Consider the following 26,361-nt stretch of genomic DNA (forward strand, 5'->3'; position numbering starts at 1 on the left):
ATTTGTATTTTGGCACGCTTCTTGCATATTAAAATAATGAGTGTAGCAACATGAAATTGTAATAAGTGCTTTAAAGGGGTTGAGACGATGGAATTGGATTCGCTTATACAGAGAGCAACCCAATACGAAGAAAAAACTGTAGCAGTTGCTGCCGCAGAAGATCATGAAGTAATCGAGGCTGTCGCTTCCGCGCTCGAAAGGAATTTAGCAAAATTCTTATTATTTGGAGATAAAGAAAAAATTCTTCAAATTATGGAAGAGCATCATGGCGACTTAGCTAAAAACGAAAAACTTCAAATCATTCATACTCATTCACCAGCTGCGTCTGCAGAGCATGCGGTTAAAGCGGTTAAACTGAATGAAGCGAATGTATTGATGAAGGGGAATGTCCCAACTGCTACTATATTAAAGGCTGTATTAAACAAAGAATATGGTCTGAGAGCAGGAAGTGTTTTATCACACGTTGCTGTTTTTGAGGTTCCTGGTTTTGACCGGTTCACAATTGTAACCGATGCAGCAATGAATATTGCACCAGATTTAGAGCAAAAGGCACAAATCACAAGAAATGCTGTCGGAATAGCGAAAAGCATCGGTGTTGATAACCCAAGAGTTGCACCAATCGCAGCTGTTGAAGTTGTTAACCCAGCGATGCAGGCAACTTTAGATGCTGCCGCTTTGACCACTATGAATAAACGTGGTCAGCTGACTGGCTGTATTGTAGATGGTCCGCTTGCTTTAGATAATGCAGTATCCTTAACTGCTGCTGAACATAAAGGGATAAAAAGCGATGTTGCTGGACAAGCAGATATTCTGCTAGTACCAACAATTGAAGTGGGAAATGCCCTTTATAAGTCTTTGATTTACTTTGCAAAAGCAAAAGTTGGAGCAGTTATTGCTGGGGCAAAAGCACCAATCGTTTTAACATCTAGAGCCGATTCAGCTGAGAGCAAGCTATACTCATTAGCATTAGCGATCTGCTCTGCTACAAAATAATATACACATATTAGTGGGAGGAATTTTAACATGGAAATTTTCAAATATCTAGAAAAGTATGATTATGAACAAGTAGTAATTTGCCAAGATAAAACATCAGGTTTAAAAGCAATCATCGCAATCCATGACACTACATTAGGACCAGCTCTTGGTGGTACTCGTATGTGGACATATGCTTCAGAAGATGCTGCAATTGAAGATGCATTGCGTCTTGCGAAAGGTATGACTTACAAAAATGCTGCAGCTGGTCTTAACCTTGGCGGCGGTAAAACAGTTATCATCGGTGATCCTAAGAAAGACAAGAACGAAGAAATGTTCCGTGCGTTTGGCCGTTACGTACAAGGCTTAAATGGCCGTTACATCACTGCTGAGGATGTAGGTACAACTGTAGCTGATATGGATCTAATCCATGAAGAAACAGATTATGTAACAGGTATTTCTCCTGCATTCGGTTCTTCAGGTAACCCATCTCCAGTAACAGCTTATGGTGTTTACGTAGGGATGAAAGCTGCGGCTAAAGCTGCATTTGGCACAGATTCTTTAGAAGGTAAAGTAGTTGCAGTACAAGGTGTTGGTAACGTTGCTTACCACCTATGTAAACATCTTCATGAAGAAGGCGCTCAATTAATCGTAACAGATATTAACAAAGAAGCTGTACAACGTGCAGTAAACGACTTTGGTGCAAAAGCAGTTGAGCCAGATGAAATTTACGGAGTTGAATGTGATATCTATGCACCATGTGCACTTGGCGCAACAGTGAACGACGATACAATTCCTCAATTCAAATGTAAAGTAATTGCTGGATCAGCTAACAACCAATTAAAAGAAGAGCGTCATGGCGATATCATTGATGAAATGGGTATCGTTTATGCTCCTGACTATGTAATCAATGCTGGTGGAGTTATCAACGTTGCTGACGAACTTTATGGATACAATGCTGAGCGTGCAATGAAGAAAGTTGAAGGTCTTTACGACACAATTGAAAAAGTTATTGAAATCTCAAAACGTGACGGCATTCCTACTTATAAAGCTGCTGACCGTATGGCTGAAGAAAGAATTGAAAGAATGCGTAATTCTCGCAGCCAATTCCTTCAAAATGGTCACCACATTTTAAGCCGTAAGAAATAATAAGCAGTAATTGAAAGAACAAAAGATAAGGTCAAAGCGCTAAATGTATGTTTAGCGTCTTTGACTCATTTTAGTAAAAATAGAGCGGATTTTTCTCAAGCACCTTGCTTTTTAGGTGCCAGACTGCTTTTTAAATGGAGGTTTAACTGTGCAAGAACAAGGACATCGAATTCTCGTTATCAACCCTGGTTCTACTTCAACGAAAATTGGAGTTTTCGATAATGATATTTCTATTTTAGAAAAAACATTACGCCATGATACTGATGTAATTAACTCATTCGAAAATATAATTGATCAATATGAATTCCGAAAAAACGCTATTCTTGAGACTTTGGATCAAGAAGGCTTTAATATATCAAAATTAAGCGCTGTTTGTGGTCGCGGCGGATTGCTAAGACCAATTGAAGGCGGAACGTATTCTGTAAATGATGCTATGCTTCAAGATTTACGTGAAGGATTTGCTGGTCAGCATGCTTCCAATCTTGGCGGTATTATTGCATATGAAATTGCAACAGCTTTAAATATACCTTCCTATATCGTTGACCCTGTTGTAGTTGACGAAATGGATCCAATTGCGCGTATATCTGGTTTATCCAAAATTGAACGTGTAAGTATTTTCCATGCTCTAAATCAAAAAGCGGTTGCTCGCAGAGTAGCAAAAGAATTAGGCAAGAAGTACGAAGAGATGAACTTAATTGTCACTCATATGGGTGGAGGAATTACAGTCGGTGCTCATAAACAAGGCCGAGTAATCGATGTAAATAATGGTTTGCATGGGGAAGGTCCTTTCAGCCCTGAACGTGCAGGAACTGTTCCTATCGGCGATTTAGTTTCATTATGCTTCTCAGGTCAATACTACCGTGAAGAAATTACGAAAATGCTTGTTGGCCAAGGCGGTCTTGTAGGCTATCTAGGTACAAATGATGCAGTAAAAGTAGAGAAAATGATCGAAGCTGGCGATGAAAAAGCGAAGCTGGTATATTCAGCAATGGCTTATCAGGTTGCTAAAGAAATCGGTGCTGCTAGTGCTGTCCTTAATGGGAAAGTTGATGCGATCATCATTACTGGCGGACTTGCTTACGGTAAGGGCTTCGTAAAAGAAATCAGCGACCGTATTAGCTGGATTGCCGATGTAATCGTTCAACCAGGCGAAGACGAATTACAAGCTCTTGCTGAAGGTGCACTTCGTGTCCTTCGTGGAGAAGAAAAAGAAAAAGTATATCCAGGAAATGTGAACGTAGAAGCTACTGTTTAATAATAACTTAGTTCTATTTGCCGGTCATGCTGTCTTATTTTGACAGCATTCCGGCTTTCCAACTGGACATGATAGGAGGAAATATTGTGGCAGAAGAATATGATTTGGTCATCCTTGGTGGAGGAACTGGCGGATATGTAGCTGCTATCCGAGCTTCTCAACTAGGTTTAAAAACTGCATTAGTAGAAAAAGGAAAACTTGGTGGGACATGCCTACATAAAGGATGTATTCCAAGTAAAGCATTGCTTCGCAGTGCTGAAGTTTACGCACAAACAAAACATAGTGAAGATTTTGGTGTTTTCACAAGTGATGTTTCTGTGAACTTTGGTAAAGTTCAAGAAAGAAAAGGCAAAATCGTTGATCAGCTTCATAAAGGTGTTCAGCACCTAATGAAGCAAGGGAAAATTGACGTATTTGAAGGGATGGGACGTATTTTAGGTCCATCAATCTTCTCACCAATGCCAGGAACAATTTCTGTTGAAATGAACAACGGAGAAGAAAATGCTATGTTAGTTCCTAAAAATGTTATCGTTGCAACAGGTTCACGTCCACGTACATTACCAGGACTTGAAATTGGCGGCAAAGTAATGACATCTGATGAAGCTTTAGCAATGGAAGAAATTCCAAAGTCAATCATTATCGTTGGCGGCGGCGTTATCGGTATTGAGTGGGCTTCTATGCTAGCTGATTTCGGTGCAGACGTTACTGTAATTGAGTATTCAGACCGCATCATCCCAACAGAAGATAAAGAAATCTCTAAAGAGATGCAGCGCCTTATGAAGAAAAAGGGTGTAACAATTGTTACAAGTGCGAAAGTTCTTCCTGAAACATTAAAACAGGGGGATACTGTTTCAATTTCTGCGGAAGTTAAAGGAGAACAGAAAGAATTTACAGCTGAGAAAATTCTTGTATCTGTTGGACGTCAAGCTAACGTAGAAGGTATCGGCCTTGAAAATACGGATATCCAAGTAGAAAAAGGCTATATCGTTACAAATGAATTTTTCCAAACAAAAGAATCTCATATTTATGCAATCGGTGATGTAATTGGCGGGTTACAGCTTGCACACGTTGCTTCACATGAAGGAATCGTTGCAGTTGAACATATCGCTGGTGAAAATCCACATCCAATCGATTACAACCTTGTTTCAAAATGTATCTACAGTGCTCCTGAAGCTGCAAGCGTTGGTATCACTGAAGATCAAGCAAAAGAACAAGGCTTTAAAGTGAAAACTGGCAAGTTCTCATTTAAAGCAATCGGTAAAGCGCTAGTATTCGGTGAATCTGATGGCTTCGTGAAAATCGTTGCTGATGAAGAAACAAATGATATTCTTGGCGTGCATATGATTGGTCCACACGTAACAGATATGATTTCTGAAGCTGGACTTGCTAAAGTACTTGATGCAACACCTTGGGAAGTTGCTCATACAATTCATCCGCATCCAACATTATCAGAAGCAATTGGTGAAGCAGCTCTAGCTGTGGATGGAAAAGCTATTCATGGATAAAAATATAGAGAGCTAAATAGAGAGCTCTCTACTACATATTTATTTAGGAGGTTACAAAATGGCTAAAAAAAATCGTCATAAAGATTTAGGTTTAAGCGATGAGAGAGTATTAGAAATGTATGAAATGATGCTTTTATCACGTCGTATTGATGAGCGCATGTGGCTATTAAACCGCGCTGGTAAAATTCCATTTGTTATTTCATGTCAAGGTCAAGAAGCTGCTCAAGTGGGTGCGGCATTTGCACTTGATACAGAGAAGGATTATGCTCTTCCATACTACCGTGATTTAGGTGTTGTATTAGCTTTTGGTATGACTGCAAGAGATCTAATGCTTTCTGCATTCGCAAAAGCAGAAGATCCAAACTCAGGCGGCCGCCAAATGCCAGGGCACTTCGGTCAAAAGAAAAACCGCATCGTGACAGGTTCTTCACCAGTTACTACACAAGTTCCGCACGCGGTTGGCGTAGCTTTAGCTGGAAAAATGGAAGGAAAAGATTTAGTTACTTTCGTATCATTTGGTGAAGGTTCTTCTAACCAAGGTGACTTCCATGAAGGGGCAAACTTTGCTGGAGTACACAAGCTTCCTGTTATTTTCGTGTGTGAAAATAATAAATATGCAATCTCTGTTCCAATTGAAAAGCAGCTTGCATGTGAAAAAGTATCAGATCGCGCAATTGGCTACGGAATGCCAGGGGTAACTGTTGACGGAAATGATCCACTTGAAGTGTATAAAGCAGTGAAAGAAGCAGCAGATAGAGGACGCCGTGGTGAAGGTCCTACACTTGTTGAAACTGTTTCTTACCGTTTAACTCCACACTCTTCTGATGACGATGATCGTCCATATCGTTCTCGTGAAGAAGTTGAAGAAGCAAAATCTAAAGATTCAATTATCACTTTTGGAGCATATTTAAAAGATAACGGAATCTTAACTGATGCGAAAGAAAAAGAAATGAACGATCGTATCATGGCAATTGTTGATGATGCAACAGATTATGCTGAAAATGCACCATATGCAGATCCAGAACATGCATTGAAATACGTATACGCAGAATAGTAAGGGGGAACAAACATGGCTGTTATTTCATATATTGACGCGGTTACAATGGCAATCCGCGAAGAAATGGAAAGAGATCCAAAGGTATTTGTTTTAGGTGAAGATGTTGGATTAAAGGGTGGCGTATTTAAAGCTACTAATGGTTTATATGATCAATTTGGAGAAGATCGTGTACTTGATACACCACTTGCAGAATCTGCAATCGCTGGTGTAGGTGTTGGTGCAGCAATGTACGGCTTACGTCCAATCGCAGAAATGCAATTTGCTGATTTCATCATGCCTGCTGTTAACCAAATTATTTCTGAGGCAGCAAAAATTCGTTACCGTTCAAATAATGATTGGACTTGTCCAATGGTTATTCGTGCACCATATGGCGGCGGTGTTCACGGTGCATTATACCACTCTCAATCTGTAGAGGCAGTATTTGCAAACCAACCAGGTCTTAAAATTGTAATGCCTTCTACTCCATATGATGTAAAAGGATTACTTAAAGCTGCAATCCGTGACGAAGATCCAGTTCTATTCTTCGAACACAAGCGTGCATACCGTCTAATCAAAGGCGAAGTTCCTGAAGATGATTATGTATTGCCAATCGGTAAGGCAGATGTGAAACGTGAAGGTGAAGATTTAACAATCATCACTTACGGTCTATGTGTACATTTCGCTCTTCAAGCTGCTGAAAAATTAGCTAAAGATGGCATTTCTGTACATGTACTTGACCTTAGAACGGTTTATCCGCTTGATAAAGAAGCAATCATTGAAGCTGCTTCAAAAACAGGTAAAGTATTATTATTAACGGAAGATACAAAAGAAGGAAGCATCATGGGTGAAGTAGCAGCTATCATCGCTGAAAACTGCCTATTTGATCTTGATGCACCAATCATGCGTCTTGCTGGTCCTGATGTACCTGCAATGCCATACGCTCCTACTATGGAGAAATTCTTCATGGTTAACCCAGATAAAGTAGAAAAAGCAGCACGAGAATTAGCTGAGTACTAAAAACGAAAAGCGGAGGCGACTGTACAGCCCCGACAAGCATAAGGCAGGCCAGCGGGAAGGTTGTACTTTAACCTTCATGCTGGATTGACTTATGACCTCGAGGGGCTAGGAGCCGCAGCTAGACAAGAAAAGCGGAGGCGACTGTACAGCCCCGACAAGCATAAGACAGTCAGCTGTTGGGAAGCGATTTTCTTCCCATCAGCTGAATGGCTTATGACCTCGAGGGGCTAGGAGCCGCAGCCAGACAAAGAAAAGCGGAGGTGCTTCAGGCACCTCTCTACTCTGATAAATGACAACTAGAAATAAAAATGCTTAAAGGAGGTCAATTCCATTGGCTATCGAACAAATTAAAATGCCCAAACTTGGGGAAAGTGTAACAGAAGGTACAATCAATCAATGGTTTGTATCTGTTGGTGATAAAGTAAAAAAATATGATCCATTAGCAGAAGTAACAACTGATAAGGTAAACTCAGAAGTACCTTCTTCTTTTGATGGAGTAATTAAAGAATTGATTGCTGTTGAAGGAGAAACTTATGAAGTAGGCGAAGTGATCCTTACAATCGAAACTGAAGGTGGCGCAGCAGCTCCTGCAGCAGCAGCACCAGCGGCAGAAAAAGCAGCTCCCGCACCAGCAAGCACTCCAGCTCCTGCGGCAGCAGCAGCAGCACCAGTTGCTAAAACTGATAACAGTGGTGCACGTTTCTCACCAGCAGTTCTTAAGCTTTCACAAGAGCACGGAATCGACTTAAGCCAAGTGACTGGCACTGGTGCTGGAGGTCGTATTACGCGTAAAGACTTAAACGCTATTATCGAGTCTGGTAATATTCCAACAGCAGCTACTGCACCTGCAGCACCGGCTGCACAAGAAACTCCAGCGGCAGCTCCAGCTCCACAAGCTGCAGCACCTAAAGCGGCAGCGGCTACAAATGTACCAGTTGTACCTGGTGATATCGAAATTCCAGTATCTGGCGTTCGTAAAGCAATCGCAGCAAACATGCTTAAGAGCAAGCACGAAGCTCCACATGCATGGACTATGATTGAAGTAGATGTGACAAATCTAATGAGTTTCCGTAACTCATTAAAAGCTGACTTCAAGAAGAAGGAAGGCTTCAACCTTACACCATTTGCTTTCTTCGTAAAAGCAGTTGCTCAAGCGCTTAAAGAGTTCCCTATGATCAACTCTATGTGGGCTGGGGACAAAATTGTTCAGAAGAAGGATATCAACCTTTCAATCGCAGTTGCTACTGAAGATGCATTATATGTTCCAGTAATCAAAAATGCTGATGAAAAAACAATCAAAGGCATTGCTCGTGAAATTGGTGAACTTGCTGGTAAAGTACGTTCAGGTAAATTATCTGGAGCAGATATGTCTGGTGGTACGTTCACAGTAAATAACACAGGTTCATTCGGTTCTATCCAATCAAACGGTATCATCAACCATCCACAAGCTGCAATTTTACAAGTTGAATCAATCGTAAAACGCGCAGTTGTTATGGATAACGGTATGATCGCTGTTCGCGATATGGTTAACCTATGTATGTCACTTGACCACCGCGTATTAGATGGTCTTGTATGTGGTAACTTCTTGAAGCGTGTGAAAGAAATCCTTGAAAATACTTCTAAAGAAAATACATCTGTATATTAATTAGTTAAAAAAGATCCGCTGCCAATCGTGCAGCGGATCTTTTTTTAATTGCTCATTCATGAATTGCTTGTTTTTCATATGTATATTAAAATAATTATGTAATGATAATTGTGAATTTTACTATAATTTTTTTTAATACGAATGGTGGGTAAGGGGGGAAAGCTGTCGAATTTGGGCAGTCAAGATGACATTAAACAAGATGATTAATGAAACTTTTGAAACACAAACATTAGAGGATTGGAGGCAGAAATCAGAAGAATCATTAAAAGGCAAATCTATTGCTTCCTTAACCAAAAATACATATGAAAATATTCCTTTGAAACCGCTTTATTCGAAAGAGGATATGGAATTAAAGAATACCGGACAATTTCCTGGACAGTCTGACTTAAGAAGAGGGGCAGACACACTTGGCTATTTATCGAGTGCATGGAAAGTGGCACAAAGAATTGATGCTGAAAATGGCGAAGAATTACGAAAGAAACTGCATGCTTCTTTTGAAAGAGGCCAAACAGCAATCTCTTTTCATTTAGACAAGTGCCATTTACAGGATTTTGAAACGATTATTGATGGCATATATTCAAAATTTGATTTCAGTATTGAAACGGGTCAGGATCAAGCAGATGCTTTAAAAAAGCTATCTGAATTGACCCATTGTGATAAAATTTCAGGCTATATTGGCAGAGATCTCTTACAAACAACATCTAATGAAACGTTGAAACATGAATATGACAAATGGGCTGAAATGATCCAATCAATGGATGAAAAAATGCCCAGTCTGAGAACAATCCTAGTGGATACAAGTGTATATCATAAAGCAGGAGCAAATGCTGTCCAAGAATTAGCGGCAGCCCTATCTACTGGTGTCCAGCATCTACAGGAGCTTCTTGAAAGAGGTATGTCCCTGAAGGTGATTCTATCCAAAATGGTTTTTAAATTTTCTATTGGTGCAAACTTCTTTATGGAAATTGCAAAGCTGAGGGCAGCCAGAATTCTATGGGGCAAGATAGTGGACGCTTACGGAGAAAAGTCTGAAGAACATAAGATGGTGATTTCTGCTGAAACATCCACCTTTACAAAAACAGCCTATGACCCATATGTTAATTTGCTAAGGGCTGGAAATGAAGCTTTTGCTGCCGTATTAGGCGGAATTCAGTATCTTCATGTTAGCCCATTCAATGAGCCAGAGGGAACAGCTACCCCTTTTTCCGATCGAATTGCGCGTAACACTCAGCTGATTTTAAAAGAAGAAGCCCATTTAAAGAATATTATCGACCCTGCAGGCGGTTCATGGTATGTGGAAAGTCTAACAAATGAACTTGCTAAAAAGGCTTGGGCATTATTTCTGCAGATTGAAGAAAAAGACGGAATGGCTGAAGTATTGAAAACAGGATGGATTCAGGTGCAAATTTCCGAAGTTATGAAGAAGAGAAACGAGGATATCTTTAAGCGTAAACAAAGTATGATTGGGACAAATATTTATGCAAACCTCAATGATCTTCCATTGAAGAATGTGTTGGAAAGCACGGAAGCGAATCATGCTTTGCCGCATATTCGTTTATCAGAACCATTTGAGAAATTACGCAAAACAGCTCAGAAACTGCAGCAATCTGGCAGCGAACCTAAGGCTGGACTTATTTGTATCGGTGAGCTAAAGGAGCATAAAGCAAGAGCCGATTTCATGACAGGATTTCTAGCACCTGGGGGGATTCAAGCAATAAAAAGTGCAAATATTGATCATCCTGCTTCTGCTTTACAATTCATTCAGGAATCTAATTTACATCATTTCGTTTTATGCGGAACGGATAAGCAATATGAAGAGTCAGCGCTTCAGCTTGTAAGCTTAATAAAGGAAAATCACCCACATGTGCAAATATACATGGCAGGGCTTCCTGAGGAAAGTCAGCAGCTGTTATTACAGCAGGCAGGAATTAAGCGATTTATCCATTTGAAAAGTAATTGTTATGAAATATTAACTTCCTTGCTAAGCGAAATGGAGGCGGCAATCAATGACTAACAAACCTGATTTTAAAAATATTTCGCTTTTTGATCATAAGCCAGCATCAAAGGAAGAGTGGAAAAAAAAGGTGCAGGAAGAATTAAATGTGTCGATTGATGATCTTCTGTATGAAACGTACGAACATATTCATGTGAAGCCGCTCTATACAGAAGAGGATGTTAAAAATATCGAGCATATGGAAGGAAAACCAGGTCTTCCCCCATATACTCGCGGGCCTTATCCGACTATGTATGTGAATAGACCATGGACTGTCCGTCAGTATGCTGGATTCTCAACTGCTGAAGAAAGCAATGCATTTTATCGACGGAATCTGGCAATGGGTCAGAAGGGTCTTTCCGTTGCCTTTGATCTTGCGACACACCGAGGCTATGACTCAGATCATCCAAGGGTAGTGGGGGATGTTGGAAAAGCTGGTGTAGCAATAGACTCTGTTCTAGATATGAAAACCCTTTTTGACGGGATTCCATTGGATCAAATGTCTGTTTCCATGACGATGAATGGAGCGGTACTTCCTGTAATGGCCTTCTTTATTGTTTCAGCCGAGGAACAGGGAGTTAGCCAAGAAAAGCTTTCAGGCACCATCCAGAATGATATTTTAAAAGAATATATGGTTCGTAATACGTACATTTACCCTCCGGAAATATCTATGAAAATTATTGCGGACATTTTTGAATATACGTCCAAATATATGCCTAAATTTAATAGCATCAGCATTTCCGGCTATCATATGCAAGAGGCAGGAGCACCAGCTGATATTGAATTAGCCTATACACTTGCTGACGGTCTAGAGTATGTAAGAACAGGGCTCTCAGCAGGAATTGATATCGATTCATTTGTGCCAAGGCTCTCCTTCTTCTGGGCGATTGGCATGAACTACTTTATGGAAGTGGCAAAAATGCGTGCTGCCCGCTTTATCTGGGCAAAAATGATGAAAACATTTGAACCGAAAAATCCAAAGTCCATGGCTTTAAGAACTCACTCACAAACATCAGGCTGGAGCCTAACAGAGCAGGATCCGTTTAATAATGTCACGAGAACACTGATTGAAGCGCATGCTGCTGCGATGGGTCATACGCAGTCCCTTCATACGAATGCACTTGATGAAGCGATTGCCTTGCCGACAGATTTTTCGGCACGAATTGCCCGAAATACACAGCTATTTCTTCAGGAGGAAACGGGAATTACGAATGTAATTGATCCATGGGCTGGTTCATACTATGTGGAAGCATTAACCGATCAATTAGTTAAGAGAGCTTGGGAGCATATCGAAGAGATTGAAAACCTCGGGGGGATGGCAAAAGCAATCGAAACAGGCTTGCCAAAGATGAAAATTGAAGAGGCTGCGGCACGCAGACAAGCGAAAATAGACTCTGGAAAAGAGACAATTATAGGCGTCAATAAATATCGCCTTGAACAGGAAGAGCCGATTGAAATCCTTGATATTGACAATACAGCTGTTCGGTTAAAACAAATTGAAAAGCTAGAGAATTTAAAAGCAACTCGTGATGAGGAGAAGGTTCTAGAAGCACTTGAAGCGATTACGAAAGCTGTGGAAACCGGGGAAGGCAATCTGCTTGACCTTTCCGTAAAGGCAGCAAGAGTGCGTGCAACACTTGGAGAAATCTCCTATGCCATTGAAAAGGTAGCTAATCGCCATAAGGCGATCATTCGCTCCATAAGCGGCGTGTATAGCTCTGCTTTTTCGAATGAAGAAGAGATTACAGAAGTGAAGCTTATGACTGATGAATTTCTTGAAAATGAAGGAAGAAGACCAAGGATTCTCGTAGCAAAAATGGGGCAGGACGGCCATGACCGCGGAGCGAAAGTCATTGCTACAGCGTTTGCGGATTTAGGCTTTGACGTAGATATCGGCCCATTATTCCAGACACCGGAAGAAACGGCAAGACAAGCAGTGGAAAACGATGTCCATGTGATCGGCATGAGTTCGCTTGCTGCAGGTCATAAAACCCTTCTTCCACAGTTAATTGATGAGCTTGCGAAGCTTGGAAGAGAGGATATACTAGTTGTAATTGGCGGAGTGATTCCTGCGCAGGATTATCAATTTTTACTGAAAAATGGAGCTGCAGCTATTTTCGGACCTGGAACGGTTATTCCTGTTGCGGCTCAAAAGGTAATTCGTGCGATCTATAACCGCCTTGGATATGAGGAAGTGTCACAGTAAAATGGATAAAAGACCAGAATGGTTTGATGGGAAAAATCCTGATAATTTTACTAGCATTGTAAGAAAAGGTGTTCAAACAGAACATGCTGAAATCAGTATGGTGAAAAATAGCCGCTTTCAAAAGAAGAACCGTCCGAAAGTGAATATTGATGAATTGACAGAAGGGATTTTAACAGGAAACCGAGGAATGCTAGCTCGAGCGATCACATTAATTGAAAGCAATGCGGAGCATCATTTTCGAGCGGCGCAAACCCTTCTGCATAAGCTTCTTCCACATTCGGGAAATGCGATCCGTATTGGCATTACTGGGGTGCCTGGTGCGGGAAAAAGTACGTTTATTGAAGCATTTGGCACGTTCCTTTGTGATTTAGGCTTGAAGGTTGCCGTGCTTGCTGTTGATCCAAGTTCGAGTATAAGCGGAGGCAGTATTCTCGGGGACAAAACAAGAATGGAACAGCTTTCGCGGAACCCAAAGGCATTTATTCGTCCTTCTCCTTCGGCTGGGAAGCTCGGAGGCGTTCATCGGAAGACAAGGGAAACGATTACGTTATGCGAGGCAGCTGGCTTCAATGTTATTCTTGTTGAAACAGTTGGGGTAGGTCAAAGTGAAGTATTAGTTAGGGACATGGTCGATTTTTTTATGCTATTAGTTTTAACTGGCGCAGGAGATGAGCTGCAAGGGATGAAGAAAGGGATCATGGAGCTGGCAGATGCTGTACTTGTCAACAAAGCGGATGGCGAGAATAAACAATTAGCATTGAAAACGAAAGCCGAATACAATCGGATTCTGCATTTTCTTCAGCCAGCAACCAAAGGGTGGCAAACCCGAGCGGCAACATGCTCTTCGATCTATCAAGAAGGAATGAACGATATTTGGGAAACCATTCAAACATTTGAAAATACAACAAAAAAATCTGGCGTGTTTGAAAATAGAAGAAGAGCGCAAACGAAGGAATGGATCTATGCAATGATTATTGATCAGCTGCAATTTAGTTTTTTTAATCATCAAGATGTGAAACCGCTGCTTCCGCAAATGGAAAATGAAGTGATTGCAGGAGCCCGAACAGTGACTTCTGCAGTAGAGGAATTATTCCAAGCCTATTCGATAAATAAGAGAGAATAAAAAAGCTGCCAATCGGCAGCTTTTATTCTTATAGCAGATGATGTTTGATTATGCTGAGTTAAAATATAGCCCAATTTATTGCTGAATTGCTTTTTTATGTGCAAGTGCCAAGATATAATTGCAAAGAACAATTTTATATGCAAGTAATAAAATATATTTGCAAACAATAAATTTTTATGTGCAAGTACTAAGATATATGTGCAAATAACTAATTTTATTTGCGAAAACAAAATAAATCTGTAAACCTGCTAATAAAGTGTTCAACGTTGAAAAGAACAATCATCTATTGGTATGATATATTTATGATAGGTTGACATACAAAAAGGAGCGATCATACAGATGAATATGGATTTTAATTTTTTTATGAATGATGTTGTGGCAAATGCGCGCAAAGAAATTGTTGATGCTGGCTATACAGAATTAAAAACACCTGATGAGGTTGAAAAAGCAATTGCAGAAAAAGGAACAACTCTTGTAATGGTTAACTCTGTTTGCGGCTGTGCAGGCGGGATTGCTCGTCCAGCTGCTGCTCATGCGCTGCATTATGATAAGCGTCCAGATCATTTAGTGACAGTATTTGCTGGCCAGGATAAAGAAGCAACTGAAACAGCACGCAGCTATTTTACTGGATTCCCGCCATCCTCTCCATCTTTTGCATTATTAAAAGACGGAAAGCTGTGTGCAATGATTGAGCGTCATGATATTGAAGGACATGAACCAATGTCTGTTATTCAAAAGCTTCAAAATGCATTTGAACAGCATTGCGAAGACCTATAATTTAGAAAAAGTCTCTATAAGAGGCTTTTTTTTATTTCTAGTACATTCTAGCCTTAGGGAAAAATACGCAGAAAACATTATTTCTCAATAGAATTATATTTAAAAATAGTATTGCATAAATATAATAATGTGTTAAAATACATTCAAGTGAATAATTATTAATATGCGATTGATACTTGAAAATTAATAATTTATCGCTAATAATAGATAATAGACAATTATAACAATTTTCAGAAAAGTTATAGGGGGAAAATAAAAAATGAAAAAAATAATCTCTTTCTTTTTTATTAGTATTCTAGTAATTGGATTACTAGCAGCTTGTGGAACAAGTGAGGAGGCATCATCTAATGGGTCCAAGGATAAAGATTCGGATAAAAAGGTTCTAACGATGGGAACATCAGCAGACTATGCGCCATTTGAATATATTGATACGGCAAAAGGTGACGAGATTATCGGAATTGATGTTGATATTGCAAAAGCGGTAACTGAAAAGCTTGGCTATGAATTTAAAATTCAAGATATGGATTTTGGCGGATTAATTCAGGCACTTCAATCTGGTCAAGTAGATTTTGTGCTATCTGCAATGTCTGCAACAGAGGATAGAAAAAAGAGTGTAGACTTTAGTGAAATCTATTACACTTCTAAACATATGATTGTTTCTAAAAAGGATAGCGGAATTACAAAGGTAGAAGATCTTAAGGGCAAAAAGATTGGTGCACAGCTAGGCTCTATTCAAGAGGAAAAGGCGAAGGAATTAGCAGAAGAAGTGGAAATGACTGTAGAAAACCGCAACCGTATTCCTGAGTTAATTCAAGAAATTAAGGCTGGCCGTTTTGATGCAGCCATTATTGAAGATACAGTTGCACAAGGCTATTTAGAAAATAATGATGATATCGAAGGGTTCACAGTTGAAGATGCCGATGGCGGTTATGCGATTGCTCTTCCAAAAGACAGTGAACTGACTGAAGAATTCAACAAGGCATTGAAAGAAATGATTGAAAACGGAGAACTAGATAAGATTTTGAAGAAGTGGTTTGAAGGTGAATGATTATAAGCTAGACTTCTAATCTGCTAAAAACGTTCAGAAGGATACTCACTTCTGAACGTTTTTGCCCTCAAGTCGCATCCGCATTTCTTATTGTCTAGCTTCTGCGACTACCCCCTCGAGGTCACAAGCCAATCTGTCCAAAAGGTAAAGACCCACCTTTTAGCCAGTTCGTCTTGTGCTTGTCGGGGGTGTTCAAGTCGCATCCGCATTTCTTATTGTCTAGCTTCTGCGACTAGGGGCTCGAGGTCATAAGCCAATCCAGCAAGAAGGTTAAAGAACAACCTTCCCGCTGGCTCGTCTTATGCTTGTCGCCCCTGTTCAAGTCGCATCCGCATTTCTTATTGAGAGGATTGTTATTTATGAACCTAGATTTTACATCCATTCTCCCTTCCCTGCCCTATATATTAAGAGGGATTGGTGTGACACTGCAAATTGTCGCATTGGCAGGATTATTAGGGTTTTTACTTGGAATTATTCTATCATTATTTAAAATTAGCTCGATTAAAGTGCTTGGATGGTTTGCGGATGCATATACATCCATATTTCGAGGAACTCCTCTAGTCTTGCAGCTAATGATTATATATTTTGGGTCCCCGCAAATATTTGGCTATCAGATTGAACCATATGTGGCTGCAGTCCTTGCTTTTGGCTTGAATTCCGCTGCTTATATTTCTGAAATAATCCGTGCGGGAATTCTAGCTGTTGATAAAGGGCAAAGTGAAGCTGCAATGGCACTGGGTGTTCCTTACCGTCAAATGATGCTTAACATCATTCTGCCACAGGCACTGAAAAATATTTTGCCAGCTCTAATGAATGAATTTATTACTTTGACTAAGGAGTCAGCCATCGTTACGACTATTGGGGTAATGGATATTATGCGCAGAGCCTATCAGGTAGGTGCGGACAAGTTTCGTTTCTTTGAACCATTATTATTGGCAGGTCTCATCTATTACTTAATGGTTATTACATTAACCATTCTTGGAAAAGTCGTCGAAAGGAGGATGAGACGCGGTGATTAAAATTGATAATTTGCATAAGCAGTTTGGAAAATTGGAAGTGCTTAAAGGGATTTCCACAACGATTAAGGAAGGCGAAGTTGTGGCGATTATCGGTCCTTCGGGTTCAGGGAAGTCAACTTTCCTTCGCTGTATTAATCTACTAGAAAAGCCTACAAATGGGCGTATCTTTATCGGTGAACAGGATATAACGGATAAAAAAACAAATATTATGAAGGTCCGTCAAAATGTAGGAATGGTTTTTCAGCATTTTCATCTATTCCCGCATAAATCAGTCCTTGAGAATTTAACTTATGCACCAATGAAAGTGAAGGGGCAGTCTAAGCAAGAAGCTGAGAAAATTGGCCTTGAGCTATTAGCAAAGGTTGGGCTATCCGCGAAAGCAAATGAATATCCGAGCCGATTATCAGGCGGGCAAAAACAAAGGGTTGCGATTGCCCGGGCATTAGCGATGCAGCCTGAGGTTATGCTTTTTGATGAACCAACATCAGCGCTTGACCCAGAGATGGTCAAGGAAGTTCTAGATGTAATGAAATCACTGGCACATACAGGAATGACAATGGCCATTGTTACCCACGAAATGGGGTTTGCCAGAGAAGTAGCGGATCGAGTCCTCTTTTTAGATGGCGGCGTGCTTGTAGAAGATGCACCGCCAAGTGAATTCTTTTCCAATCCAACGTCTGATCGTGCAAAAGATTTCTTGCAAAAAATGCTTTGAATTGTATAATAAAATGGATGAAGATGGTCTTAAATGATCATCTTCTCTTTTTTTGGACATAATTTCTTATGAAGTTAAATTAGCAGTTATAGGGGTTTTTTATATGAAGTTTAAAATTGGCTATCGAACAATAAAAACAGCCATTGGCACTTCCGCATCGATCATTCTCGCTCAGATTTTAGGATTCGATAATTTTGTTTCGGCAGGAATATTAACCATTTTATGTATCCAGGTAACGAAAAAGCAATCGATAAAGACTTCTTGGAACCGTTTCAGTGCCTGTTTGTTAGCGATGTTATTTTCCATCGTATTTTTTGAGGGGATGGCTTATCATCCGATTATCATTGGCTTTTTATTGCTATTTTTTATTCCAACAGCCGTTATGCTTAAAATTAGTGATGGCATCGTGACAAGTAGTGTCATCATTCTGCATATTTATTCGGCTGGAGAGGTCACGATAGATATTCTGATGAATGAATTAGGGATTATTACGATTGGGATCGGTGTTGCTCTCCTAGCTAATCTTTATATGCCAAGTCTTGATCAAAAGCTGCTTGAATATCAAATCCAGATTGAAGAAAATTTTAAAAGAATATTCGATGAAATTGTTATCTATTTACGTACAAACGAAAGTAATTGGGATGGACTGGAAATAACCGAAACAGCCCAGCTGATTGAAGAAGCACAAGTCCTTGCCTATAGAGATGTGGAAAATCGCCTGCTCCGTAATGAAAATGTGTATTATCACTATTTTAAAATGCGTGAAAAGCAATTTGAAATCATTGAAAGGGTTCTGCCTATTGTCATTTCGATCTCCTATACAATTGAACAAGGGGAAATGGTAGCTGATTTTATGGAAGACTTAGCTGCAAATATTCATCCGGGAAATACCGCAAACCGCTTTCTGGATAAGTTATACGAGATGAAGGCCTCTTTTAAAAGCATGGACCTGCCGAAAACGAGAGAGGAGTTTGAGGCACGAGCTGCTCTTTTTCAATTTGTAAGAGAGATGGAACAGTACTTATGGATTAAAAGCTCTGCAAAAGAGCTAAAGAGGGGAAGAAAAGAGAATCATTTCACTGAATCCGGTGCAAACTAACGGAAAAAAGATGAGGTGATTGTTTGCTTAAAATCATTTCCTCGGTACTGATTGCGTTTATTTTCTCGCCTATTTGGCCGTTAGGGCCTAATCCTATGCCTGGGGATCCATTTATAATCGTAAATAAAAAGCTAAACGAAGTGGCTTTTATTAGCGAAAATAGAGTCCAAACAGTGATTACAGCAGCGACAGGGAAGACGGATGAATTAACACCTGAAGGCCTCTTTACAATTACTATAAAGGCAAAGGATCCTTATTATCGAAAAAAGGATATTAAGGGCGGGGATGCAAATAATCCATTGGGGACGAGATGGATTGGATTCGATGCCGAAGATACGGATGGGAGAATATATGGGCTCCACGGGACAAACGATCCATCCACTATTGGTAAATATGTATCCCAAGGGTGTATTCGCCTGCAAAATGAAGCAATCGAATCGTTATATGAATTTATTCCTATAGGAACAAAAATATTAGTTACTTCTACTTCAGAAACCTACCAACAGCTTGGACAAACATACGGTGCAATAAAATGAAGGGACTGTCAACAAGACAGTCCCTCTTTATATACAATTTTTCTCTATAAAATCATCGTCAATCCAATTAGCAGTGTTGAGGCAAGCATGGCAAAAATCATTAAATATACGATTACTTTTTGCATCTTTCTATTAGACAATGATATCCCCTCCTCCAAGTTATCATTTGCTTATCTCTATTTTACTAGGAATCATTAAAATGAACAACCGCTCGATTTTTTAAAGGATTTTTCGACATGTTTAGCGAATATTAAAGTATCTGTATATTCTTATTATAGAAAAAAGCGTATAATTTTTGAATGTAGGGAACTGCGTGGCATATTGCTAGGAAAGGAAGGAGAACAAGTTGATAAAAAAAATTGATCATATTGGCATTGCCATCCGTTCACTTGATGAGGCGCTGCCATTCTATACGGAAATTCTAAAACTTCCGCTGCTTGGAATTGAAGAGGTGGAGAGTGAAAAGTTAAAGGTAGCCTTTTTAAAGGCGGGAGAGACGAAACTGGAACTATTAGAGCCAATGAGTGAAGATAGTGCAATTGCAAAATTTATTGAGAAGCGTGGGGAAGGACTCCATCATGTGGCACTTGGTGTAGACTCCATTCAGGAACGAATCAATGAAATAAAGGAAAAAGGCATTCGCATGATCCATGATGTGCCGAAAACTGGAGCTGGAGGAGCCCAGGTAGCTTTCATGCATCCGAAATCGACAGGAAGCGTTTTATATGAATTTTGCGAGAAGAAAGGAATGGAAAGAAATCATGACTGACATCTATGAGAAAATCAATGAACTATATGATCGCAAGCGAGAAATAGAATTGGGCGGCGGCGATGAGAAAATTGAAAAGCAGCATGAAAAGGGCAAGCTGACGGCGAGAGAAAGGATTGAATTATTAGTTGATCCAGGAACATTTGTCGAGCTGAACCCGTTTATTGAACATCGCTGCATGGACTTTGGTCTTGATGGCCAAAAAGGACCTGGTGATGGAGTTGTGACTGGGTATGGAAAAGTAAATGGCAGACCGATTTTCTTATTTTCACAGGATTTTACTGTTTTTGGCGGGGCATTAGGAGAGATGCACGCGAAGAAAATTGCCAATGTGATGGATCTGGCTGCTGAAAATGGGGCGCCATTTGTCGGCTTGAATGATTCCGGCGGTGCGCGGATTCAAGAAGGGGTAGTCTCCCTTGATGGATATGGACATATTTTTTACCGAAACTCGATTTATTCAGGCGTCATTCCGCAAATTTCCGTTATTATGGGACCTTGTGCTGGCGGAGCCGTTTATTCTCCAGCAATCACGGATTTTGTCTTTATGGTAGAGAAGACGAGTCAGATGTTTATCACAGGTCCGAAGGTGATTGAAACAGTAACTGGTGAAAAAATCTCTTCAGAAGATTTAGGCGGGGCAGGCGTACACAATTCCATTAGCGGGAATGCTCATTTTAAGGGAGAAACTGAAACAGAAGTAATTGAACAAGTCCGCCGGTTATTAAGCTACCTTCCGCAAAATAATGAGGAAAAGCCAACTCTAACAGAGACGGATACTGAAGAAGATTACCGTCCCGATCTAACAGATGTCATTCCTTTCGATGCCGTTCGTCCTTATGATGTTAGAAAAGTCATCGAACAAGTTGTTGATGCCGATTCATTTATGGAGGTTCAGCCTGACTTTGCAAAAAATATTGTTGTTGGTTTTGCTCGAATCAAAGGAGAGGTTGTTGGATTAGTTTGCAATCAGCCGAAAGTCATGGCAGGCGGTCTTGATATTGATTCATCTGATAAAGCGGCTAGATTTATCCGTTTCTGTGATTCCTTCAATATCCCGCTCATTACTTTTGAGGATGTAACAGGCTTCTTTCCCGGTGTCAAACAGGAGCATGGCGGAATTATCCGGCACGGTGCAAAGATTTTATATGCGTATTCAGAAGCGACTGTGCCGAAGCTTACCGTCATTTTACGGAAGGCTTATGGAGGAGCCTATGTGGCACTGAACAGTAAGTCAATCGGTGCTGACCTGGTATTTGCCTGGCCAAATGCGGAGGTAGCTGTTATGGGTCCGCAGGGTGCAGCGAATATCATTTTTGCAAGGGAAATTTCAAACAGTGATGATCCTGAAGCGATTAGAGCGCAAAAAATTGAAGAATATCGCGAAAAGTTTGCCAATCCGTACGTCGCTGCTAGCAGGGGCATGATAGATGACGTCATTGATCCTCGGGAAACAAGGATAAAACTCATTCAAGCACTTGATATGCTAAGAAACAAGAAGGAAACGAGACCGAAAAAGAAGCATGGAAATATTCCGTTATAATACTGACGGATAAATTTTATAAAAGTGAGCATAATTTTGCAAAAACCAAACTATTTTTGCAAAAATAGAATCCATAAAGGTATACTAGAATAGTAAATAAGGAATTTATACATATATCGGGAGGATTGGACGAATATGATTAATCATGAACGGTTATTAAATGAGTTTTTAGAGCTTGTACAAATTGATTCTGAAACAAAATATGAAACGGAAATAGCAAAAGTTCTAAAGAAGAAGTTCACTGACTTAGGTGTTGAAGTATTCGAAGATGATACTACTGCACAAACAGGCCATGGAGCTGGAAACTTGATTTGTACACTTCAAGGGACAAAAGAGGGTGTAGATACGATTTACTTTACATCTCATATGGATACAGTAGTCCCTGGAAAAGGCATTAAACCTTCTATTAAAGACGGGTATGTTGTAACAGATGGGACAACGATTCTAGGCGCAGATGACAAAGCGGGACTTGCAGCTATGTTTGAAGTGATCAAAGTATTAAAAGAGCAAAACATTCCTCATGGGAAAATCGAGTTTATTATTACAGTTGGGGAAGAGTCCGGTCTTGTTGGTGCAAAAGCACTTGATTCTTCTTTAGTAACTGCTAAATACGGCTATGCACTTGATAGTGATGGCAAGGTAGGAAATATTATTGTAGCAGCACCTACACAAGCGAAGGTAAAGGCAACAATCCTTGGGAAAACAGCTCATGCTGGTGTAGCTCCAGAAAAAGGAGTTTCTGCGATCACGATCGCTGCTAAAGCGATTTCAAGAATGCCTCTCGGCCGAATTGATGAAGAAACAACTGCAAATATTGGACGCTTCGAAGGCGGTACACAAACAAATATCGTTTGTGACCACGTTGAAATTTTGGCGGAGGCTCGCTCATTAGTAAATGAGAAAATGGAGCAGCAAGTTAGCAAGATGAAAGAAGCATTTGAAACAGCAGCTGTCGAAATGGGCGGAAAAGCTGAAGTGGAAGTAGAAGTGATGTATCCTGGCTTTAAATTTGGCGAAGGGGACCATGTGGTTGAAGTGGCCCGAAAAGCTGCTGCAAAAATCGGCCGCAGCTGTGAGCTATTAAAGAGCGGCGGCGGAAGTGATGCAAACGTGATTGCAGGCTTTGATATCCCAACTGTTAATCTTGCAGTTGGCTACGAGGAAATCCACACAACGAATGAGCGGATGCCGATTGAAGAATTAAATAAGTTAGCTGAAATGGTGATTGCGATTATTGAGGAAGTAACCGCTCAATAATGAGAGAGGGAAGAGAACCTTAGTTAAAAGGGTTCTCTTCTCGTCTATAAAAAAGAAAGCAGTATGAAGAAGAATATGATATATTGAATGTAGTATACAGTGGAAATATATGCCCACTTGTGTGCAGGAGGGGTAGTTTTTGGAAGAAATAAATAAGGTTGTTGTGTTTCAAGTTGGCAATGAGGAATACGCCATTCCCATTCATTTTGTTATGTCAATTGAAAAAGTAGAAGGGATCACACCAATCCCTCATTTACCTAATTATGTAAATGGGATTACGAAAGTAAGAGACGAGCTCATTCCGGTCGTTGACTTTGAGAGAATTCTTTATAACCGTTCATTTAAGGCAACTGAATCGACAAAAATGATCGTTTTACAGACAGAAATGCTGTCAATTGGCGTGATTGTTTCAGATGCAAAGGAAATCATTGATATTCCATCTGATAAATTAAAGCAGCTAGGCCTTCTTGCTTATCAAAAGACAACATATTTCACAGGGGTTGCAAACCTGGATTCACGAGTGATTACAATGATCGATCCATCTATTCTCGTTCAATCTCTAGACGGGATTAGAGAGATTCAGGAGTTTATGAAGACGCAAAAGGAAACGACATAAAGAAAACAGAGGATTCGTGAATCCTCTGTTTTCTTTATGTTAAGATGATAAATTTGTTAAAATAGTAGAAGAATATGAACAAGGAAGTGCCGGCATGAAACAAATGTATCCGAAAAATGGGCGAGTTATTTTGCATGTTGATATGAATAGTTTTTATGCGTCGGTTGAGATGGCCTATGATCCTTCTTTAAAGGGAAAACCATTAGCGATTGCAGGTAATCCTAAGGAACGGCGGGGAATTATTGTTACGTGCAGCTATGAGGCTAGAAAGTTCGGTGTAAGAACAACGATGCCTCTTTGGGAGGCAAAAAAGCTTTGCCCGCAGCTGATTGTGAAAAAGCCTAATTTTGATCGATACCGAGCTGCTTCCATTGGGATGTTTGAAATATTAAATCAGTATTCGTCATTAGTTGAGCCCGTTTCTATTGATGAAGGCTATGTGGACATAACGGAAAGCTATGAATTTGGAGCCCCGCTTGAAATTGCTGAAACGATACAAAATCAGATTCAGAGACAGCTTGATTTACCGTGCAGCATTGGAGTTGCACCGAATAAATTTCTAGCTAAGATGGCTTCTGATATGAAAAAGCCAATGGGGATTACCGTTCTTCGAAAAAGGGATGTGCCAGCTGTATTATGGCCTCTCGATGTGGAAGAAATGCACGGGGTTGGGAAGAAAACTGGAGAAAAATTACGGACCATACATATAAAAACGATTGGTGATCTTGCAAAAGCAAATGATGTTCAATTGAAATCTGTTTTAGGAATCAATGGTCCGAGATTAAAGGAGAGGGCGAATGGAAATGACCGAAGACCTGTTGACCCTGATTCTGCTTCCGAATTCAAAAGCATTGGCAATTCAACCACCTTGCCACGTGATGTCTCTAATCAGCAGGAGCTCCTGCATGTATTGGAAAAGCTTGCTGGAACTGTGGCAGTTAGATTGAAAAGAAAAAAGGTTCTTGCATCCTCATTAGGGATAACGATTCGTTTCAAAGATCGAAAAACAATTACGAGAAGCAGGAAGCTCCAAAATCCAATTCAGAAGGAAGGCGAGCTATTCCAGATCGCTAAACAGCTTTTTCTAAAGCATTGGAGCGGTGATTCCGTTCGTTTGCTTGGTATTACTGGAATGGATTTAGTTGAATATAACGAGGCAGTCAAACAGCTAGACCTCTTTAGCTATGAAAAAGAGGCAAAAAAAGAGCCTTTGTTTGAAACATTGGCGCTCCTTCGTGAAAAATTCGGATCCCAAATTATTGATCGGGCAGTGATGATGCCGGAGATCAAAACCGAGCAGCGAAATATTGGAGCAGAAACGAGCTTTAATAAGGATTTTTTGCAGGATTTCTCACACGGGAAGGCAAAAAAAGAGAAATAGAAGGCAATGATTGCATAAATAAATGAATCTTGCTACAGTATAAAGGATTCTTTGCATGAAGATAGGCTTTAGAAGGGATGTTGAAGGATGGAAAAAACACAAATTGGTATTATCGGCTTAGCGGTTATGGGAAAAAACCTTGCCATGAATATTGAGAGCAGAGGGTATTCCGTTTCTGTCTACAATCGATCACGAGAAAAGACAGATGAGATGCTGAAGGAGACAAACGGAAAAAATATAAAAGGTACATATTCCATTGAAGAGTTTGTGACTTCGATTGAAAAGCCGAGAAAGATTATGTTAATGGTGAAAGCGGGCGCTCCTACGGATGCGACCATTGAGCAATTAAAACCTCTCCTCGAAAAGGGAGATATCTTAATAGATGGCGGCAATACGTTATTTACAGATACACAGCGACGCAATAAAGAGTTAAGTGAATTAGGCTTCCATTTTATCGGTACAGGCGTATCCGGGGGAGAAGAAGGAGCATTACATGGTCCTTCCCTTATGCCAGGTGGACAAAAGGAGGCGTATGAGCTTGTAGCTCCAATTTTTAAAGATATAGCTGCAAAGGTGAATGGGGAACCTTGTACAACCTATATCGGACCAGATGGTGCAGGGCATTATGTGAAAATGGTGCATAATGGGATTGAATATGGAGACATGCAGCTGATTGCAGAATCCTATTTCCTTTTAAAACATGTTCTTGGTCTTAGTGCAGATGAGCTTCATGACGTATTCGCAGAATGGAATAAAGGGGAGCTTGATAGTTATTTAATCGAGATTACTGCAGATATTTTTGCGAAAAAGGATGATGAGACAGGTGAGCCGCTTGTCGATCACATTCTTGATACAGCTGGTCAAAAAGGGACAGGGAAATGGACGAGCCAAAGTGCATTAGATATGGGCGTGCCCCTTCCGATTATTACGGAATCTGTGTTTGCCCGCTATATTTCTGCGATGAAGGCTGAGCGTGTCCAGGCAAGCAAGGTACTTAGCGGACCTAATAAACAAGCTTTTTCAGGAGATAAAAAAGCTTTCATTGAGTCTGTCCGCAAAGCTCTTTACATGAGCAAAATTTGTTCATATGCGCAGGGATTTGCCCAAATGAGAGCGGCATCAGAGGAATATAATTGGGATTTACGCTATGGCGATATTGCGATGATTTTCCGTGGCGGCTGTATTATCCGTGCACAATTCCTGCAAAAGATTAAGGATGCCTATGATCGGGAGGCAGGCTTGAAAAATTTACTGCTTGACCCTTATTTCAAAGAAATTGTTGAAAGCTATCAGGGGGCACTGCGTGAAATCATTGGTGTGGCTGTTCAAAATGGCATTCCTGTGCCATGCTTATCAGCAGCTATTTCATATTATGATAGCTACCGGACAGAAACCTTGCCAGCCAATCTCATTCAGGCACAGCGTGATTATTTCGGCGCCCACACATATGAGCGCATTGATAAAGAAGGCGTTTTCCATACAGAATGGATGAAATAAAAAATAAGAGCAATTCAGCAGTGTTCCATTGGAATACTGCTGTTTTTTTTTGAAAAATTCGTTCCTAAAGCAAAAAGGCAGCGACTATCCAAGTGGTTATTAGCAACTTAGAGTGGCCTAGGAAGACGGCATTCTCTCCTTTTGCAATCCAAAAGAACTAAGCAGTCTATCCCGATGAAATATGACTAAACTCCCGAGAATGA

The 26,361-nt window shown here is 40.3% G+C and carries 23 protein-coding genes; 22 read left to right on the top strand and 1 reads right to left on the bottom strand.

Translation table 11 applies throughout. From position 1 onward, the window contains the following. Window positions 1-87: 87 nt before the first annotated feature. From yqiS to C1726_RS19365, 16 genes are all read left to right on the top strand, one after another. The gene (yqiS, locus tag C1726_RS19290; RefSeq protein ID WP_102274635.1) at window positions 88-993 is read left to right on the top strand and encodes a phosphate butyryltransferase; all 906 of its coding nucleotides are present in this window, start codon (window positions 88-90) and stop codon (window positions 991-993) included. A gap of 30 nt (window positions 994-1,023) precedes the next feature. After that, a complete protein-coding gene (gene bcd / locus C1726_RS19295) occupies window positions 1,024-2,121 on the top strand; it encodes a branched-chain amino acid dehydrogenase (RefSeq protein WP_053476942.1) in 1,098 nt (365 codons plus the stop codon). A 148-nt stretch (window positions 2,122-2,269) separates the two neighbouring features. Further along, entirely contained in the window at window positions 2,270-3,376 is a 1,107-nt protein-coding gene (gene buk, locus C1726_RS19300) for a butyrate kinase (RefSeq protein WP_102274636.1), read from the top strand. Between the two features lie 86 nt (window positions 3,377-3,462). Beyond that, on the top strand, window positions 3,463-4,881 hold the full coding sequence (gene lpdA, locus C1726_RS19305; protein WP_102274637.1) for a dihydrolipoyl dehydrogenase: 1,419 nt from the start codon (window positions 3,463-3,465) through the stop codon (window positions 4,879-4,881). 58 nt (window positions 4,882-4,939) lie between these two features. Then, window positions 4,940-5,935: a thiamine pyrophosphate-dependent dehydrogenase E1 component subunit alpha gene (locus C1726_RS19310; RefSeq protein ID WP_102274638.1), complete on the top strand. Its 996-nt coding sequence runs from the start codon at window positions 4,940-4,942 to the stop codon at window positions 5,933-5,935. Window positions 5,936-5,950: 15 nt separating this feature from the next. Continuing rightward, complete coding sequence (locus tag C1726_RS19315; protein WP_102274639.1) at window positions 5,951-6,934, top strand: alpha-ketoacid dehydrogenase subunit beta; 984 nt, start codon at window positions 5,951-5,953, stop codon at window positions 6,932-6,934. A gap of 331 nt (window positions 6,935-7,265) precedes the next feature. Continuing rightward, window positions 7,266-8,579 (top strand): dihydrolipoamide acetyltransferase family protein, encoded by a 1,314-nt coding sequence (locus C1726_RS19320; RefSeq protein WP_102274640.1) that lies wholly within the window; start codon window positions 7,266-7,268, stop codon window positions 8,577-8,579. A 184-nt stretch (window positions 8,580-8,763) separates the two neighbouring features. Continuing rightward, a complete protein-coding gene (locus C1726_RS19325; protein WP_102274641.1) occupies window positions 8,764-10,593 on the top strand; it encodes a methylmalonyl-CoA mutase family protein in 1,830 nt (609 codons plus the stop codon). Further along, window positions 10,586-12,778, top strand: coding sequence for a methylmalonyl-CoA mutase (gene scpA, locus C1726_RS19330; protein ID WP_102274642.1), 2,193 nt, complete (start codon window positions 10,586-10,588; stop codon window positions 12,776-12,778). The genes C1726_RS19325 and scpA overlap by 8 nt, the downstream gene beginning before the upstream one ends. Window position 12,779: 1 nt before the next feature. Next, window positions 12,780-13,901, top strand: a complete 1,122-nt coding sequence (gene meaB, locus C1726_RS19335) for a methylmalonyl Co-A mutase-associated GTPase MeaB (RefSeq protein WP_102274643.1) — start codon at window positions 12,780-12,782, stop codon at window positions 13,899-13,901. Window positions 13,902-14,240: 339 nt separating this feature from the next. After that, the gene (locus C1726_RS19340) at window positions 14,241-14,678 is read left to right on the top strand and encodes a BrxA/BrxB family bacilliredoxin (protein WP_102274644.1); all 438 of its coding nucleotides are present in this window, start codon (window positions 14,241-14,243) and stop codon (window positions 14,676-14,678) included. Window positions 14,679-14,937: 259 nt separating this feature from the next. Further along, the gene (locus C1726_RS19345; protein ID WP_102274645.1) at window positions 14,938-15,726 is read left to right on the top strand and encodes a transporter substrate-binding domain-containing protein; all 789 of its coding nucleotides are present in this window, start codon (window positions 14,938-14,940) and stop codon (window positions 15,724-15,726) included. Window positions 15,727-16,085: 359 nt separating this feature from the next. Next, on the top strand, window positions 16,086-16,745 hold the full coding sequence (locus C1726_RS19350; protein ID WP_102274646.1) for an amino acid ABC transporter permease: 660 nt from the start codon (window positions 16,086-16,088) through the stop codon (window positions 16,743-16,745). Beyond that, window positions 16,738-17,460 carry an amino acid ABC transporter ATP-binding protein gene (locus C1726_RS19355; RefSeq protein ID WP_102274647.1) on the top strand — a complete coding sequence of 241 codons (723 nt, stop codon included), beginning with the start codon at window positions 16,738-16,740 and terminating at the stop codon, window positions 17,458-17,460. Before C1726_RS19350 ends, C1726_RS19355 begins: the two co-directional genes overlap by 8 nt. A 103-nt stretch (window positions 17,461-17,563) precedes the next feature. After that, a complete protein-coding gene (locus tag C1726_RS19360) occupies window positions 17,564-18,559 on the top strand; it encodes an aromatic acid exporter family protein (protein ID WP_102274648.1) in 996 nt (331 codons plus the stop codon). 95 nt (window positions 18,560-18,654) lie between these two features. Then, a complete protein-coding gene (locus tag C1726_RS19365; protein ID WP_102275861.1) occupies window positions 18,655-19,095 on the top strand; it encodes a L,D-transpeptidase in 441 nt (146 codons plus the stop codon). A gap of 44 nt (window positions 19,096-19,139) precedes the next feature. Here the strand turns inward: C1726_RS19365 and prli42 are convergent, their stop codons facing one another. Next, window positions 19,140-19,235, bottom strand: coding sequence for a stressosome-associated protein Prli42 (gene prli42, locus C1726_RS26290; protein ID WP_180968246.1), 96 nt, complete (start codon window positions 19,233-19,235; stop codon window positions 19,140-19,142). Window positions 19,236-19,441: 206 nt separating this feature from the next. On the opposite strand from prli42, the gene mce reads away from it, so the two are divergent. The 6 genes from mce to gndA all read left to right on the top strand — a co-directional run bounded on the left by mce (window position 19,442) and on the right by gndA (window position 26,158). Continuing rightward, window positions 19,442-19,864, top strand: coding sequence for a methylmalonyl-CoA epimerase (gene mce / locus C1726_RS19370; RefSeq protein ID WP_102274649.1), 423 nt, complete (start codon window positions 19,442-19,444; stop codon window positions 19,862-19,864). Next, a complete protein-coding gene (locus C1726_RS19375; RefSeq protein ID WP_102275862.1) occupies window positions 19,857-21,407 on the top strand; it encodes an acyl-CoA carboxylase subunit beta in 1,551 nt (516 codons plus the stop codon). The genes mce and C1726_RS19375 overlap by 8 nt, the downstream gene beginning before the upstream one ends. 135 nt (window positions 21,408-21,542) lie before the next feature. Then, window positions 21,543-22,664 (top strand): tripeptidase T, encoded by a 1,122-nt coding sequence (locus C1726_RS19380; protein ID WP_102274650.1) that lies wholly within the window; start codon window positions 21,543-21,545, stop codon window positions 22,662-22,664. Between the two features lie 139 nt (window positions 22,665-22,803). Beyond that, complete coding sequence (locus tag C1726_RS19385) at window positions 22,804-23,280, top strand: chemotaxis protein CheW (protein WP_102274651.1); 477 nt, start codon at window positions 22,804-22,806, stop codon at window positions 23,278-23,280. A 94-nt stretch (window positions 23,281-23,374) separates the two neighbouring features. Beyond that, on the top strand, window positions 23,375-24,661 hold the full coding sequence (locus C1726_RS19390) for a DNA polymerase IV (protein WP_102274652.1): 1,287 nt from the start codon (window positions 23,375-23,377) through the stop codon (window positions 24,659-24,661). An 87-nt stretch (window positions 24,662-24,748) separates the two neighbouring features. Beyond that, window positions 24,749-26,158 (top strand): NADP-dependent phosphogluconate dehydrogenase, encoded by a 1,410-nt coding sequence (gene gndA / locus C1726_RS19395; protein ID WP_102274653.1) that lies wholly within the window; start codon window positions 24,749-24,751, stop codon window positions 26,156-26,158. Window positions 26,159-26,361 lie beyond the last annotated feature (203 nt).

The sequence above is a fragment of the Cytobacillus massiliigabonensis genome, from assembly GCF_900199725.1.
GTDB classification, from domain to species: domain Bacteria; phylum Bacillota; class Bacilli; order Bacillales; family Cytobacillaceae; genus Cytobacillus; species Cytobacillus massiliigabonensis.

Coding starts and splice junctions, on each gene's coding strand:
- C1726_RS19365 (WP_102275861.1), top strand. CDS start 18,655: ATGCCTGGGGATCCATTTATAATCGTAAATAAAAAGCTAAACGAAGTG.
- C1726_RS19350 (WP_102274646.1), top strand. CDS start 16,086: ATGAACCTAGATTTTACATCCATTCTCCCTTCCCTGCCCTATATATTA.
- C1726_RS19345 (WP_102274645.1), top strand. CDS start 14,938: ATGAAAAAAATAATCTCTTTCTTTTTTATTAGTATTCTAGTAATTGGA.
- bcd (WP_053476942.1), top strand. CDS start 1,024: ATGGAAATTTTCAAATATCTAGAAAAGTATGATTATGAACAAGTAGTA.
- C1726_RS19325 (WP_102274641.1), top strand. CDS start 8,764: ATGACATTAAACAAGATGATTAATGAAACTTTTGAAACACAAACATTA.
- C1726_RS19310 (WP_102274638.1), top strand. CDS start 4,940: ATGGCTAAAAAAAATCGTCATAAAGATTTAGGTTTAAGCGATGAGAGA.
- C1726_RS19375 (WP_102275862.1), top strand. CDS start 19,857: ATGACTGACATCTATGAGAAAATCAATGAACTATATGATCGCAAGCGA.
- scpA (WP_102274642.1), top strand. CDS start 10,586: ATGACTAACAAACCTGATTTTAAAAATATTTCGCTTTTTGATCATAAG.
- C1726_RS19380 (WP_102274650.1), top strand. CDS start 21,543: ATGATTAATCATGAACGGTTATTAAATGAGTTTTTAGAGCTTGTACAA.
- C1726_RS19315 (WP_102274639.1), top strand. CDS start 5,951: ATGGCTGTTATTTCATATATTGACGCGGTTACAATGGCAATCCGCGAA.
- C1726_RS19340 (WP_102274644.1), top strand. CDS start 14,241: ATGAATATGGATTTTAATTTTTTTATGAATGATGTTGTGGCAAATGCG.
- C1726_RS19390 (WP_102274652.1), top strand. CDS start 23,375: ATGAAACAAATGTATCCGAAAAATGGGCGAGTTATTTTGCATGTTGAT.
- meaB (WP_102274643.1), top strand. CDS start 12,780: ATGGATAAAAGACCAGAATGGTTTGATGGGAAAAATCCTGATAATTTT.
- yqiS (WP_102274635.1), top strand. CDS start 88: ATGGAATTGGATTCGCTTATACAGAGAGCAACCCAATACGAAGAAAAA.
- C1726_RS19360 (WP_102274648.1), top strand. CDS start 17,564: ATGAAGTTTAAAATTGGCTATCGAACAATAAAAACAGCCATTGGCACT.
- gndA (WP_102274653.1), top strand. CDS start 24,749: ATGGAAAAAACACAAATTGGTATTATCGGCTTAGCGGTTATGGGAAAA.